This is a genomic window from Gelria sp. Kuro-4, from assembly GCF_019668485.1.
In the GTDB taxonomy this organism is placed as follows: Bacteria; Bacillota; DTU030; order DUMP01; family DUMP01; genus DUMP01.
The window spans coordinates 333,467-347,292 of the sequence record NZ_AP024619.1 but is presented as its reverse complement, the minus strand read 5'-3'; the positions used below and the strand labels follow the sequence as shown (position 1 = coordinate 347,292).

The window sequence follows — 13,826 nt, the reverse complement described above, 5'->3', positions numbered from 1 at the left end:
CGTGATCTAAGAGGAAACGGACTTGGCCAAGAGGAGCCAGGCACCGGCCGCCAAAAAGACCACCCCCAGGAGTTTGAGCCAGGTAAAGGGCACCTTGTCCAACCCAAAGCAACCCAGGTGGTCGATGAACAGCGCCGTAAGCGTCTGGCCGACGATGATGGCCGTGGTGGCCGTGGCCACGCCGAGCTTGGGAATACTGGTGGCTACGCCGTAAATGATCAGCACGCTGAGGATACCGCCCAGCAGGGTGTACCAGGGCGCACGGGTGATCTGAGCCAGCTGCCCGTCACCCAGGCGCAAGAAAAAAAGAAGCGCCGCCGCCACGCCCAGGGCGTGCACCACCAGGGTGGCCTCCCAGAGGCCGATCACCTTGCCTAACGCGGCATTGAGTGAGCCTTGGACGGCCATGGTCAGGCCGGCGGCAGCAGCGATGGCGAGCGGAATGAGTTTCACAGCGGTACTCCTTTCGCTAGGTACGGGACAGACCTGCCTCGCAGGAGGCTTCCGGCCTGTCCTTGTTTTTTTCTACCTACTGACCTTACTGTTTAAGGCCTGTTCCGCCATCTCGATCATCTTGCGCACCATGTGGCCGCCCACCGCGCCGCAGTCGCGGGAGGGAATGTCGCCCCAGTAGTCCTCGGAGCCCTGATATACTGGAATCCCCAGCTCTGCCGCCACCTCGTACTTAAAGTTGTCCATGGCTTGGTGAGCCTCGGGAACAACGTGCTGCCTCTTGTTCCAGCTCCCACGTGCCATCAGCCTCACCTCCTGGTTTTATTTTGCCCTGAACAAAGAGCAACTTGCCCGCAAACTAAAGGAAGCAGGGACGCTTTCTTCCTGCCGAGCTAACGACAAGTTTTTGTTTTATAATAAGGGTGGACGAAAATTTTATGTTTGGTTGTAACGCTGCTCTGTCGCATGACGTCTAACGGATAGAGAAGGTGGTTGGGTTGCAGCCGGCACCCGAAGAGAAGAAAAACCACCCCGAGCCGGGGGCCGCCGACACGCGCGCGGCCTACCTGGATTTCCTCATGCGCCGCTACGGTGATCAGGTGCTGAAGTTGGCTTACTTTTATCTTAAAGACTACCACCTGGCCGAGGATGCGGCACAGGAGGTTTTTCTGAAAGCCTTTCGCCGCCTGGACGGTTTCCGGGGGGAGAGCGCGCCCGGTACCTGGCTGTACCGGATCACCGTAAATATCTGCCTGGACTACCTGCGCCGCGCCGGCCGGCGGCGCCTCTTTTCCATGCTGGGGCCGGCTGCCGATGACGAAGGAGCACCGGCGCCCGAGGCGCTCTTTTTGTCAGCCGAAGAAAAAAATCAGCTGCTGCAGGCGGTGCTGCGTCTGCCGCTCAAGTACAGGGCGGTTATTGTATTACGTTATTTCCATGATTTGGAAAATAGCGAGATAGCGGCCATATTGGGGCTCAGCCCGGGCAATGTGCGCGTGCGGCTTTTCCGCGCGCATGCGCTCCTTAGGACGTACCTGGACGAAGGAGGTGGTTCAGGTGGGGGAAAGAGACCTGGAGGAACGCCTTAGAGACCTGGGCCGCGCAGTGGAGGTACAGCTTAAGAAGCGCGGCGGCTTTTCCTCGCTCCTGCGCGCCGGGACGCTGGCCCGGGCACAAGGTGGCGGGCGCCGGCGGCGGTGCCCCCTTTGCTGGCCACCGGCTGTGGCGCTCGCCGGAGTCGCGGCGCTGCTTTTTCTGAGCCTGCGGCCGGCACCCGGCTCCGGCCCGGCGGTCACCGTGGCGGAGGAACGGGTGGACCTGGACGGCCGTCTGCCGGCCGAGGTGGTCAGGGTGCTGCGCCTCACCGCACCCGGGGCGGACTCGGCCGGTTACCTCACCACCATCTGGGCTGCGGACGCCGGCCTGGCGGGGCGTTGGAACCTGGTCTACAGTGAGGGGTGGGCGGCGGGAAGCGAGCCGCTGCCGGTGGAGGCTATTTCCCTTCCGGACGTGCCGTACCACCTGTTGCTGGCGGCGGCGCAGGAGGTGAAGACGAAACTCTTGCACTACCGCGTACTGGGCTACGATGGTACCCGGGTGGTCACCTACCTGGCGCGCTCGGGGGTACCGGCCGGGGAGGTTACGGCGGGCTTGGGTTATATCCGCGAGGCCAGCAGGCAGGGGGAGCAGCGCCTCTACTGGTGGGACGGCGCGGCCTTCACCGGCGGCGAGGTACCGGCTGTTCCCGGCCCGGTGGTGGTGTCCTACAGTCTCGACGCGGCCGGGCGACCGGCTTTCACGACCCCGGGGCCGGTCCGGCTGCGGCCTGGCCAGTACCTGTTGGCAATGGGTCCCAGGCGGCAGGAGGTGCGCCAGGCAGCCCTCCCCGCCACGGTGCTGCGGCAGGAGATGACCGGGTTCCGGGCGCTTACGCCGGGCAGCGCCCGCCTGTATCTCGTGCCGGTGCAGGGAGGCTGGCCGGCGGCTGCTTCGCTGGCGGTAGAGGTTAAAGACGACGCAGATTGAGGTGATGGCTGTGATTCGCCTGCAAAATGTAACTAAGTATTACGGCAACCAGGTGGGCGTGCGCAACCTGACGCTCACGGCGGAACCCGGGGAGATTCTCGGGCTCCTGGGGCCGAACGGGGCCGGCAAGTCAACCACCATGGGCATCATCACCGGTTATCTCCCGCCCACCGCGGGGCGCGTGGAGGTACTGGGGATTGATGTGACGGAGCACCCGCGTGAGGCGAAAAAGCACCTGGGCTATTTACCCGAGGTACCGCCGCTCTATGACGAACTTACCGTGGCCGAGTACCTGGGCTTTGCGGCCGAGATGAAGGGGCTGCGCGGCAAAAGGGCGCGCGCGGCGGTGGACAAGGTGGTGCTGGCGACGGGCCTTACCGCCATGCGCCACCGCCTGATCGCCCATCTCTCCCACGGCTACCGGCAGCGGGTCGGTCTGGCCCAGGCTATTGTGAACGATCCGGCTGTCCTGGTGCTGGACGAGCCCACCAGCGGCCTGGACCCGCAGCAGATCACCGAGATCCGCTCCCTCATCCGCGAGCTGGCCCAGGAACGCACGGTGATCTTAAGTTCCCACATCCTGCCGGAGGTGAGCATGCTCTGCCGCCGCGTGGCCATCTTAAACCACGGTGAACTTGTGGCGGAGGACACGCCGGAGAACCTGGCCCAGCGCCTTGCAGGCGGCCGCGTGCTCACAGTGGCGGTGCGCGGGCCGGCGGCGGAGGTGGCATCGCTCCTCAGCGAGCTTCCCGGCGTAGAGGGCGTGACGCCCGCAGAAGCGCTGGAAGCGGAGGCCTGCCGCTTTACCCTTACGGTGGCCAAAGACCGGGACGTCCGCCCTGAGCTCTTCTACGCGCTGGCGGACCGGCGCTATCCGCTCCTCGAACTTAGTTGGCAGAGCACTTCACTCGAGGAGATCTTCCTCAACCTGGTGACCAGGGAGGCAACTTCCCCGGCGGCGGAAAAGGAGGCAGCGTCAAAGTGAACGTCTGGCATCTAATGAAGAAGGAGCTCCGGAGTTACCTGCTCTCACCCCTGGCCTGGGTGCTGCTGGCCGTCTATTTTGCCTTGGGCGGTTACTTTTTCTCCGGCATCATTATCATTACCGGCCAGGCGGACCTGACCGGCTACTTCGGCAATATGGCCGTGACCCTGCTCTTTCTGGTGCCGGCGCTCACCATGCGCCTCTGGTCGGAAGAGGAGGCGCGCGGCACCAGCCGTTTCCTCCTGACTGCTCCCGTCACGGTGGCCGAGGTGGTAACGGCCAAGTTTTTGGCCGCCTTCTCCCTGATGCTCCTGGCAGAGCTGGCCAGCCTGGTGTATGTCCTTATCCTCTGGCGCCTGGGCAGCCCCGACTGGGGGACCGTTCTCGCTTCTTACCTGGGCTTTACCCTCCTTGTCGCCGCCTCTTTGGCGGTGGGGCTGTTTGCTTCTTCTCTATCCTCGAGCCAGATGGTGGCCGGGCTGATCGGCTTCGGGCTGCTCCTTCTCTTCTGGGTGGTGGACTGGGTCAGCTCTTCCGTGCCGGCCGGGCTGGGGAGCGTGCTTAAGGCCATCTCCTTCCCCGGGCACCTGGTGGACTTCCTCAAGGGCCTGGTGGTGACGAATCATATCGTATTTTACCTGAGCGCCGTCGTCCTGTTCCTGTTCCTGGCGGTGCAAAGCATTGCCAAACGAACCTGGGCCTAACGGGGTGAAAGATATGCAGCTTGCGAGACTCTGGAAAAATCTTAACAGCGCCGGCAGGGGCCGGGCGCTGCAGCGCGGGAGCCAGGCCACACTGCTGGCGGTGGCTCTTTTGGTGATACTGGTTTGCGTCAACGTCCTGGCGGGGCGCTTTCCCCAGCGTTTCGATCTCACCAAGAACGGCCTGCACACCCTTTCTCCCCAGACAAAGGAGGTGCTGGCGGACCTGAAGGGGCCGGTGCAGGTGACGGCTTACGTGCAGGCGGGCACGGACACCGCCCGGCAGATTGAGGACCTGCTCCAGCAGTACCGGGCGGCCTCGCCCAAGGTGACGACGACGGTGGTGGATGCCGATAAGCAGCCGGCACAGGCGAAAGCAGCGGGGGTACGCCTCTACGACACGGTGGTGGTGGAGGACGCCGGCGGCCGGCGCCAGGTGATCGAGCCGTCCAACATGTTTTCCTTGGGTGCAGACATGACCTTCAGCGAGTTCCGCGGGGAACAGGCCCTGACCCGCGCGCTCCTTAAACTGCAAAGCAAGCAGTCGGCGGTGCTCTACTTCCTGGGTGGACACGGCGAGGTGAACCTGAGCCAGGATGCGTCGGACCTTAAGAGCTACCTTACGGGCGAAGGCTTCACCGTGCGCGAGCTGAACCTGGCTCAAGGCCAGGTACCCGCCGACGCGACCTTGGTGGTGGCGGCCGGCCCCACCAAGGACCTTACCCCAGCGGAAGCGGGCCTCCTGAAGAACTATGTCGCCGGAGGCGGGCGGCTGCTGCTGCTTTTCGATCCGCGCGGCACGCAGCCGGCCCTGCCTCACTGGGCGGAGGTGGCGGCGGCGGTGGGGGTAAAGGTGGCGAATGACGTGGCTGTAGACCCACCGCGTTCCTTCTTCGCCGATCCGCTCACCTCGCTCCCGGAGCTGGGCGAGCACGAGATCACCGGTCGGCTCAAGGAGAACAACCTGAACGTCATTCTGCCCCGCGCCGCCAGCTTGAGCGCGGCCGGCAAGGACTTCACCTTCACCCCCCTCCTCGTCACCACCGGCCAGGCTTGGGGCGAGACCAACTTTAAGGCTAAGCTCGCCCGCGATGGCGCCGATGTCCCCGGGCCGCTCACCCTGGCAGCGGCCATCTCGCGCCCGAGCGCCCCGCAGGGCGCAGGCAGCGGCGCCGACACCACCGATGAGCAGCGAGTGGCGGTGGTGGTGGGCTCGAGTTCCTTCATCACCGACGCCACCTTTGGCCTTCAGGGCAACGCCGATTTCTTTACCAACGCCGTGAACTGGCTGGTAGGGCAGGATAAGCTCGTGACTATCCGGCCCAAGGCCCTGGGCACCAGCACCATCCAGCTTACCGCGAGCGGCGCCCGGCGCCTGCTCTACGGCACCACCTTGGGCCTGCCGGCCGTAATCTTGGCGGCTGGAGCGACCATCTGGCTGAGGAGGCGGGCGCTATGAAGCGCTGGCTGCTTGTTTTGGGTGTGCTCGCCCTGGCTGTGGCCCTGGGTGCCTTCACCCTGTACAGCCCGGCGGCGCGTAAAAAAGAGCAGCTTCCAAACCCCAAACTCTTCAGTTTCGCCGGCGACGACGTTGCCGAGTTCACCATCGCCGGCCCCGACGGGAGCTTTACGCTCAAACGGACCGCCGAACAGCCGGCGCCGCGCTGGGAACAGGCGGCGCCGGAGAAGGCGCCCGTGGAGGCGGCCGAGGCCTCCTTCTATGCCGACCAACTGGCCGGCCTTACGGCCGACCGGGAACTTGAGGTCGATCACCCGGACCTGGCCCAGTACGGCCTGACCAAGCCTGAACTTACAGTGACGGTTAAGCTCAGAGACGGTGCGCAGCACGTCCTCTATGTCGGAGCCGAGGCGCCGGTGGCCATGGCGCGCTACGTCACCACTGACGCTAAAAACCGGGTGTATCTTCTTTCCAGTTTCACCGCCGACCAGCTCAAGAAAAAACCCGCCGACTTCTGGCCGCAGCCGAAGACGTCCACCCCCTCCGAGGCGGGAAAGGCGGCCGAAACAGGGCAAAAGTGAGAGGCGGCCCCGAGCGGGCCGCCTCTTTCTGGGTGCGCCCGGCATGGGCGCTGTCTTCAGGGTGAAAGTACTGAACGGCGAAGGTAAAAGCAGGCGTAGCCTAAGGCAGGGATGCCTGCGGCGACGCCGGGTGCCCGCCGAAGGTGGGTGTGTCGGCTACGCCGGGGATACTGGCCGGCCGGGTCGAAGGCCCTTGAACCGGAGGGAGTCACCGAGGCCCAGGCCGATGAATAGAGCACGGCACCACCTAAGTGGGAAGCCCAGAGCCGCATGAGTTCAACCGCGCGTTGCCGAAGCCTTCGTCGACAAGCCGGGTCAGGAGTTCGGCGGCACGGGCGGGGTTGAAGACGCCGCAGATGCACTGCCGTGCCAGTTCCTGGGCGGCGTCTTCGGCTGTCCGGCGGCCGGCTTCAATCTCCCGGACCATCCGGCGGACCAGGTTGAATGAAACCATGCCGTGGCCACACATGGTGGTCACCTCGAGCAGGGAGCGCTCGGGTAGACGCTCCACCGCGCCGTGCACCCCCAGCGAGTATTCCACGGTGTGCCGTGTAAGGCCGGCTTTTTGACAACAGGCGCCGACGTGATCGAACAGGCCGGAGACCACGATGGACATCCCCGTGTCGGCGTCTTTCAGCTCCCGCAGGACGGCGACCAGGTCCTCCTGGGTGGTAAAAACGGCGTGCACCACGGTGCCGTCCTGAGTGGCGGTCAGCACGGCGTCCAGTCCCGGGTTGTACATGTTACCCCGCTTTATGTCGCCCAGGTTAACCGGGTTGTGACGGCGGAAGATCTCTTTGATGGCCTGCAGCTTCGGGCCGGAGCCGGTGCTGTTGATGCCCCGGGCGGCAATGGCCAGAACGCAGTAGTCGTGCGCCAGATTTTCCGCCGTGCCCTGCCGATGCAGCGTATGCGTCACGCCTGAGCCCTCCCCTCGTCACAGCGCGGCCGGCCTAGGCCGACGTTCGTTTTGCCGTTCGGGGACAGCGGGTACGGCAGTTCCGAGCCGACGAAGGGAAAGGAGCCGTCTTTTGGGCAGGGAGCAGCCAGGTCCAGGCTGAAAACCGTCGCGAGCTCCGGTTCAAGCTCCTTAAGGCGTGCCAGGATGGCCGGGACCTTCGCCGCAGGGGCAGCGAATTCAACGATGGCCGAAAGGACTTTCACCGGCAGCAGCTCCGGGGGCAGGCTACCGGCGGCTTTATCGGTCATTAAGGCGGTAACCGGGTTTTGGGGCTCAAATTGTACCTCAAAGGCGGCCATGGCCCGGGCCACCTTTTCTACGTCGCGAAAACGCGTTCCGGTACCGGGCCGCCCCAGTTCAATGCCGATCCCGGCGAAGCCGGGCGGAAAGCGGCCCGTTACCTCATTGGTCTTCATTTCCTCCGTGCCCCGGCCGGGTACCTGGGTGGAGGGATGCGTCGCTTCCGGGTCGGAGAAGAAACGGGCGATGTCGCGCGGGTAAGTGAGGGGCGGGCGGTAGAGGGCGCCTCCAGGGCAGCAACCGGCCCGCAGGCAGACGCCGCACTCCACGCACTCCGCCTGGTCGATGGCCGCCGTGGCGCCGGCCAGGGAGATGGCGCTCATGGGGCAGTAGTCCAAGCAGTTGCCGCATCCCAGGCACTTTGTTTCGTCGACGAGCATGGTTTCACTCCTTGCTGCTAGAGTTTGCCTGCCGGGAGAAAAAAGCTGCCACGTGCTCGATGAGCGCCGCCGAAGTCTTGATGCCGTTTAAGTACCCCGCGACGATCATGCTTTCGTTGGGAGCGTGGTTGTTTTGGTCGGCGGCGGCGAAGGGGATGGTGAGACAGGGAACGCCCAGGTGCTTTTCAAAGATGTAGTTCGGGCCGGCGCCGCCGATGCCGGGGTAGACGTACGGTTCGACGCCGTAGGCGTCGGCCACCGCCCGCCGGGCCACCGCCACCAGCGGGTGGGTGATAGGCGTGCGCGAGGGCTCGAGGAAGCCCAGAGGCTTAACCTCCGCGTCGGCATAACCGCTGCGGGCCAGGTGCTCCTTGAGGAGTTCTAAAACCCGCTCCGGCTTCTGGTCGGGCACCAGGCGCAGGTCGAGCTTGGCCGTGGCTTGGGCAGGGAGCACCGTCTTGGAGCCGGGGCCTTGGTAGCCGGCGGTAAGGCCCGAGATGTTGCAGGTGGGCTCGAAGATCATGTTCTTGTAGTAGTCGTCACCGTGGCGGTTCACCAGGAGGGAGGTTACGCCCAAGTCGGCCGCCAGGGCGGCTTTGTCGCACGGGACAGCTTCCACGGCGGCGATCTCTTCCGGCAGGAGTGGGCGCACGTCGTCGTAAAAACCAGGGATGCGCACCAGGCCGTCTTCACCCTTTAAGGCGGCCAAAAGGTGGACCAGACGCCAGACCGGACTGGGTACGGCCGCAGCGCGCATGGAGTGCAGGTCCCGGTCGGCGCCGCGCACGGTGATCTCCACGTAGAGCATCCCCTTGAGCCCCAACACCACCAGCGGGCGGCCGTTTTCCTGGACGTGGCTGTCGGAGAAAATGCACACGTCACAACGCAGCAGGTTCCGGTGGGCGGCGACAAAGGGCTCAAGGTTGGGGCTGGAGATCTCTTCTTCCCCTTCAAAGATAAACTTCACCTTGAGCGGCAGTTCACCCAGTGCGGCCCGGTAGGCCTGGATACCCTTAACGTGGGCGAAAAGCTGGCCCTTGTTGTCCGAGCTGCCGCGGGCGTAGATTTTACCGTCCCGAATCACCGGTTCAAAAGGGTCACACTGCCAGAGCTCGAGCGGCTCCGGCGGTTGCACGTCGTAGTGGCCGTAGACCAGGATGGTGGGAGCGCCGGCCGGGCCGATCTCCCCGTAAACCACCGGGTGCCGGGCCGTAGGGTAAACCGTGGCGTCGATGCCCACCTCGCGCATTTGGGTGGCGAGGAGTTCCGCGCACTCCTTCACGCCATCGTCCTGGGTGCTGATACTCCGCTGCCGGAGTAAGCGAAAAAGGTCGGCCAGCAGGGCGTCGGCGTGCGCGTCAACATAGGCGTACACAGGCTCAAGGTCCAAGGCTGCCCCTCCTTATTAGAACTATCGTACACATCTGATGACATGATGACAGATGGGATGCTAATATATTTGCCGTCGCCCGTGTTTCTCCTGCCTGATCTTAAAAAATTGTGCCGTGGGTAATTAAAGTCCGGGGAAAAAATATTTTCTACTACCCGGGAGGAATTCACCGACCGGCCGCGAATCTATCTTCTAATCTCCGCCTAAACATCTGATGACCTGATGATAGGGGATGTCTAATGCACTTACGACGAGTCGGTCGGCCGGCCGGGCTGGTTCAGGTTGTGCGCGACGAAATTGAACGCCTGATCGTGGCCGGCAAGCTGCAACCCGGCGACCGCCTGCCCACGGAAAAGGAGCTGGCTGAACAGCTGGGTGTGGGGCGGTCCTCTGTCCGGGAAGCGCTCCGGGCCCTGGCGGAAATGGGCATTGTTGAGATAATCCAGGGCAAAGGAACGTTTGTCCGCAATGAACCGCAGCAGGCCATTAAGGCTCAGCTTCAGTTTCTAATCAATTTTGAAGACAAGGCCTATGAGGATCTTACCGAGCTGCGTCGGCTGCTCGAGGTGGGACTGGTGCGCCTGGCGGCGGAGAGGGCGGGCGAAGCCGACCTCGAGCGACTGCGCGCCTCCCTGGCCGAGATGAGCCAGGCCCGAACCACTGAGCTCCTGGTGGAGGCGGGAACCAGATTTCACCTGGCGGTGGCGGAGGCGGCCAAGAATGCCTTTGCGACAGCGCTTTACGCTGCGGTAACCCAGGTGATCAACGAGGTTTACCGTCACCTGGAACGGTCGCAGGCGCAAAAAGAGCGTTCCATCATGGACCACCAAGCTATCTATGACGCCATTGCCCGACGCGACGGCGACCTGGCCGCCCAAAGGGTGGAGGCGCACCTGACGCACCTGCGCGGTGATTTTGTCGCCCGGCCGAGTGAAGGTCCGCCTTCCTAGCCGGGGCGCAAAGTCTGGAGAGTTGAGACCGCGGGTCATTTTGCCCAAAGGAGGTGACAAGGAAGGTAAATAGGCCAGCAATTATGGCAACTGCCCCATGCATTTCTAAGAAAAAGATTCGGAGGAGGTAGAACCATGCACAGAAAAATAAAATGGCTGCCTTTGCTCTTGGCGACAATACTGGCCCTTACCGCCGGTTGTTCCTCCGGAGGCGGGCAACAGCCGGCAGGTGGAACGCAAGGACAGCAGGACAGTGCCGGCGCCGGCGGTGGGAACGATGCCGTCGTTTACGGTGTTGGTGTCGATGCCACCACCATGGACCCGCAGATGGTGGACAATGTACCCACCGCTAACGCCGTGATGCATGTGCACGAGACCCTGGTAACCTGGGATAAGGACATGAACATCGTCGGCAAGCTGGCAGAGACGTGGGAGACCTCCTCCGATGGGAAGACCTGGACCTTTCACCTGCGCCAGGGTGTAAAGTTCCAGGATGGGGCGGACTTCAACGCCGAGGCGGTAAAGAAGTCCTTTGAACGCATCCTTGACCCGGCGACCGGCTCGCCGCGGCGTTCCATCCTTTCCATGATCACCGCCATGAAGGTGGTGGACCCTTACACCATTGAGCTTACAACCAATGAACCTTTCGGTCCCTTCCTTTCACAGCTGGCTACTTACAACGCGGCTATTCTCAGCCCCAAGGCCATTGATCAGTACGGTAAGGACTACGGCCGGCACCCCGCCGGCACCGGCCCCTATATTCTAAAAGAGTGGCAACCGGGCGAAAAAATGGTCTTTGAGCGTAACGAGAACTACTGGGGCGAAAAGCCCAAGACGAAAACCCTCGTCTTTAAGATTATCCCCGAAAACACCACCCGGGTGATGGCGCTGCAAACGGGCGAAGTGGACATCATCTCCAACGTACCGCCCTTCCAGATCGAGCAGCTCAAGGCCAACAAGGATGTCGAGGTTGTCTTGGCGGAAGGGTTCCGCACCATCTACCTGGGCATGAACATGAAGAATAAACCCTTCAATGATGTTCGCGTCCGCCAGGCGCTCAACTACGCCATCGACCGCGATGCCATCATCCAGACCGTCCTCGGCGGTACGGCAACGAAGGCCGTCGGCCCGGAGGCTACCTCTATCCCCGGCGCTGCCAGTGACCTGCCGACGTACGAGTACAATCCGGACAAGGCCAAGCAGCTTCTGGCCGAGGCCGGTTACCCCAACGGTGTCGAAATCAAGTTCTACGCGCCTTTTGGCCGCTATAACATGGACAAGCAGGTGGCGGAAGCCATCCAGGCCCAAATTGCACAGGCAGGGTTTAAGGCCGATCTACAGACGCTGGACTGGTCCATCTTCTCCAATGCTCTTCGAGAGGGTAAGGATACGCAACTTTTTATGGTAGGCAAGGGCTCGCCCTCCGGCGACCTCGACTTTACCTCTCAGATTTGTTGGAAGACGGGTGGTTCCCTGAACTACTCCTTCCTCTCCGATCCTACCATTGACAAGCTGGTGGATGAACAGCGGCGCACGGTGGACCCGGAGAAGAGAAAGCAGGTTTTGCACGAAATGCAGCTCAAGGTGCAGGAGGCGCTGCCCTGGGCTTCCCTTTACTACGAAAAACAAATTGTGGCCAAGCGCAAGAACATCGCAGGCGAGGTCATTTGGCCCAACGAGTTCGTTGACCTGCGCTACGTAGAAAAGAAGTAGTTCCGTCTTAAGCCGGCCCCTGGCCAGGGAGCTCCTGCTGTCCAGGGGCCGCTCCAAATCACCTTGAGAGGGTGGCCGTATGTTCAAGTATACCCTCCGCCGGTTGCTGATGCTGATCCCGCTTCTTGTTGTGGTGTCAGTCCTGGTGTTTTCTACCATCTACCTGATGCCGGGGGACCCGGCCGAGGTGATTGCCGGCGAAGGAGCTTCACAGGAAGACATCGCCAACGTGCGCCAGAGCCTGGGCCTGGACCGCCCGTTGTACGAACAGTACCTGAGCTGGATGGCACGGGCGGTGCATGGGGACTTCGGCACGTCCATACGTACCGGTCGGCCGGTAGCGCAGGAGATTGGTTTTCGCTTCAAAAACACCCTCAATCTTACCGTCTTCTCCATGCTTTTTGCCACCATTTTCGGCCTGGTCACCGGGATCATATCGGCCGTACGCCGGTATTCGGTTTACGACAACATCAGCATGGTGGTCGCTTTGATCGGCATTTCGATTACACCCTTTTACCTGGGCCTTATGCTGATGCTGTTTTTTTCGGTACGGCTTGGCTGGCTGCCGCTTATGGGCCTCGATTCCTGGCGGGCATGGATCCTGCCGGCCATTACCCTGGGGGCGCGGCCGCTGGCCATGATCGCGCGGATGACGCGTTCCAGTATGCTGGAGATTATGGGCCAGGATTATATCCTGACCGCCCGCGCCCAAGGACTACCGGAGTGGGTGATTATTTTTAAATACGCCCTCAAGAACGCACTCAACACCGTCATCACTGTGGTCGGCCTGCAATTTGGGCAGCAGCTGGGCGGGGCGGTGATCACGGAGACGGTCTTTGCGTTGCCGGGGATCGGTCGCCTGGCGGTGGAGTCCATAAAGGCGCGCGATTTTCCTGTCGTGCAGGCGGCGATCCTGGTGGTGGCCGCAGCCTTCGTCCTGGTGAACCTGGTGGTCGACCTGCTTTACGCCTACGTTAACCCGCGCATTCGCTACAGCTAAGGACGAGGGGGTAGTGCCTTGCCTCAGGTACAGGTTGCACGGCCGGCACCACCGCGGCGGGCCTGGCTCAGCCCGGCTACGCGCCGGGAACTGGCACGGCAGTGGTACCGGTTCCGTAAACGCCCGGTGGCCGTCATCGGGCTGGTGATTGTCCTTGCCTTTGTCGCGGTGGCTCTAATTACACCCTGGATAGCACCTTACGATCCTTTGCTGCCTGACTTCGCTCAAATTTTGACTAAGCCGGGGCCCCAGCACCTCTTGGGGACGGACGAACTAGGCCGCGACATCCTGAGCCGTATCCTGTACGGCTCGCAGATTTCCCTGCTCGTCGGCTTGGTGGCGGTAGGGCTGGCGGCTCTGGTTGGTGTACCGCTCGGGCTCACCGCCGGGTATTACGGCGGGACGTTTGACAACGTGGTGATGCGGATTATTGACGTTTTGATGGCGTTTCCGAGCATCCTTCTTGCCATCGTCATTGTCAGCATTCTTGGCCCCAACCTCCAGAACGCCGTGATCGCGGTGGGCGTGTTTACCGTGCCGGCCTTCGCGCGCCTGGCGCGGGGAGAGGTGCTTTCCATTAAGAATCAAGAGTATATCGAGGCCGCCCGGGCTATGGGGGCTAGTGACCTCTGGATCCTCGCCTGGCACATTTTGCCCAACATCATCTCCCCGCTCATCGTCTGGAGCACCCTGAACGTGAGTTCGGCGATTCTTACCGCTGCCGGGTTGGGCTTTCTGGGGCTGGGGGCGCAACCGCCTTCACCTGAATGGGGTGCCATGCTGGCCAAGGGGCGCGAGTACCTCCTGGTCGCACCGCACCTAACCACGTATACTGGCTTGGCCATTCTGCTCCTGGCGCTGGGACTTAACCTCTTGGGCGATGGCCTGCGTGACATTCTCGATCCAAAACTTAAGGAATAGCTGCACC

15 protein-coding genes are annotated in these 13,826 nt (G+C 62.6%); 10 read left to right on the top strand and 5 right to left on the bottom strand.

Translation table 11 applies throughout. From position 1 onward, the window contains the following. Positions 1-6: 6 nt before the first annotated feature. A complete protein-coding gene (locus tag K5554_RS01835; RefSeq protein WP_255565460.1) occupies positions 7-453 on the bottom strand; it encodes a DMT family transporter in 447 nt (148 codons plus the stop codon). A gap of 72 nt (positions 454-525) precedes the next feature. Further along, positions 526-756, bottom strand: a complete 231-nt coding sequence (locus tag K5554_RS01830; RefSeq protein WP_221039472.1) for an alpha/beta-type small acid-soluble spore protein — start codon at positions 754-756, stop codon at positions 526-528. A 194-nt stretch (positions 757-950) separates the two neighbouring features. Between K5554_RS01830 and K5554_RS01825 the strand changes: the two genes are divergently transcribed. The 6 genes from K5554_RS01825 to K5554_RS01800 are packed head-to-tail and all read left to right on the top strand — an operon-like array spanning position 951 to position 6,204. Further along, complete coding sequence (locus K5554_RS01825) at positions 951-1,541, top strand: sigma-70 family RNA polymerase sigma factor (RefSeq protein WP_221039471.1); 591 nt, start codon at positions 951-953, stop codon at positions 1,539-1,541. Further along, positions 1,510-2,478, top strand: a complete 969-nt coding sequence (locus K5554_RS01820; RefSeq protein ID WP_221039470.1) for a hypothetical protein — start codon at positions 1,510-1,512, stop codon at positions 2,476-2,478. Before K5554_RS01825 ends, K5554_RS01820 begins: the two co-directional genes overlap by 32 nt. Before the next feature lie 10 nt (positions 2,479-2,488). After that, positions 2,489-3,463: an ABC transporter ATP-binding protein gene (locus K5554_RS01815; RefSeq protein ID WP_255565459.1), complete on the top strand. Its 975-nt coding sequence runs from the start codon at positions 2,489-2,491 to the stop codon at positions 3,461-3,463. Continuing rightward, positions 3,460-4,167 carry an ABC transporter permease gene (locus tag K5554_RS01810; RefSeq protein ID WP_221039469.1) on the top strand — a complete coding sequence of 236 codons (708 nt, stop codon included), beginning with the start codon at positions 3,460-3,462 and terminating at the stop codon, positions 4,165-4,167. The genes K5554_RS01815 and K5554_RS01810 overlap by 4 nt, the downstream gene beginning before the upstream one ends. A 13-nt stretch (positions 4,168-4,180) precedes the next feature. Next, positions 4,181-5,623, top strand: coding sequence for a GldG family protein (locus tag K5554_RS01805; protein WP_221039468.1), 1,443 nt, complete (start codon positions 4,181-4,183; stop codon positions 5,621-5,623). Continuing rightward, complete coding sequence (locus K5554_RS01800; RefSeq protein ID WP_221039467.1) at positions 5,620-6,204, top strand: DUF4340 domain-containing protein; 585 nt, start codon at positions 5,620-5,622, stop codon at positions 6,202-6,204. Before K5554_RS01805 ends, K5554_RS01800 begins: the two co-directional genes overlap by 4 nt. A 247-nt stretch (positions 6,205-6,451) precedes the next feature. Here K5554_RS01800 and K5554_RS01795 read toward each other — a convergent pair whose 3' ends face one another. The 3 genes from K5554_RS01795 to K5554_RS01785 are packed head-to-tail and all read right to left on the bottom strand — an operon-like array spanning position 6,452 to position 9,235. Beyond that, positions 6,452-7,123: a hypothetical protein gene (locus tag K5554_RS01795; protein ID WP_221039466.1), complete on the bottom strand. Its 672-nt coding sequence runs from the start codon at positions 7,121-7,123 to the stop codon at positions 6,452-6,454. Beyond that, entirely contained in the window at positions 7,120-7,845 is a 726-nt protein-coding gene (locus tag K5554_RS01790) for a 4Fe-4S binding protein (protein ID WP_221039465.1), read from the bottom strand. The genes K5554_RS01795 and K5554_RS01790 overlap by 4 nt, the downstream gene beginning before the upstream one ends. Before the next feature lie 4 nt (positions 7,846-7,849). Further along, entirely contained in the window at positions 7,850-9,235 is a 1,386-nt protein-coding gene (locus tag K5554_RS01785; protein WP_221039464.1) for a M20/M25/M40 family metallo-hydrolase, read from the bottom strand. Between the two features lie 239 nt (positions 9,236-9,474). On the opposite strand from K5554_RS01785, the gene K5554_RS01780 reads away from it, so the two are divergent. The 4 genes from K5554_RS01780 to K5554_RS01765 all read left to right on the top strand — a co-directional run bounded on the left by K5554_RS01780 (position 9,475) and on the right by K5554_RS01765 (position 13,819). Beyond that, entirely contained in the window at positions 9,475-10,185 is a 711-nt protein-coding gene (locus tag K5554_RS01780; RefSeq protein ID WP_221039463.1) for a FadR/GntR family transcriptional regulator, read from the top strand. A 135-nt stretch (positions 10,186-10,320) separates the two neighbouring features. Beyond that, the gene (locus K5554_RS01775) at positions 10,321-11,898 is read left to right on the top strand and encodes a glutathione ABC transporter substrate-binding protein (RefSeq protein WP_221039462.1); all 1,578 of its coding nucleotides are present in this window, start codon (positions 10,321-10,323) and stop codon (positions 11,896-11,898) included. 79 nt (positions 11,899-11,977) lie between these two features. Continuing rightward, positions 11,978-12,898, top strand: coding sequence for an ABC transporter permease (locus K5554_RS01770; RefSeq protein ID WP_221039461.1), 921 nt, complete (start codon positions 11,978-11,980; stop codon positions 12,896-12,898). An 18-nt stretch (positions 12,899-12,916) separates the two neighbouring features. Next, entirely contained in the window at positions 12,917-13,819 is a 903-nt protein-coding gene (locus K5554_RS01765; RefSeq protein ID WP_255565458.1) for an ABC transporter permease, read from the top strand. Positions 13,820-13,826: the final 7 nt, after the last annotated feature.

What these genes read in the sequence shown, in the direction of transcription:
- K5554_RS01790 (WP_221039465.1), bottom strand. Translation starts at nt 7,845, where the DNA reads ATGCTCGTCGACGAAACAAAGTGCCTGGGATGCGGCAACTGCTTGGAC.
- K5554_RS01780 (WP_221039463.1), top strand. Translation starts at nt 9,475, where the DNA reads ATGCACTTACGACGAGTCGGTCGGCCGGCCGGGCTGGTTCAGGTTGTG.
- K5554_RS01800 (WP_221039467.1), top strand. Translation starts at nt 5,620, where the DNA reads ATGAAGCGCTGGCTGCTTGTTTTGGGTGTGCTCGCCCTGGCTGTGGCC.
- K5554_RS01775 (WP_221039462.1), top strand. Translation starts at nt 10,321, where the DNA reads ATGCACAGAAAAATAAAATGGCTGCCTTTGCTCTTGGCGACAATACTG.
- K5554_RS01830 (WP_221039472.1), bottom strand. Translation starts at nt 756, where the DNA reads ATGGCACGTGGGAGCTGGAACAAGAGGCAGCACGTTGTTCCCGAGGCT.
- K5554_RS01770 (WP_221039461.1), top strand. Translation starts at nt 11,978, where the DNA reads ATGTTCAAGTATACCCTCCGCCGGTTGCTGATGCTGATCCCGCTTCTT.
- K5554_RS01805 (WP_221039468.1), top strand. Translation starts at nt 4,181, where the DNA reads ATGCAGCTTGCGAGACTCTGGAAAAATCTTAACAGCGCCGGCAGGGGC.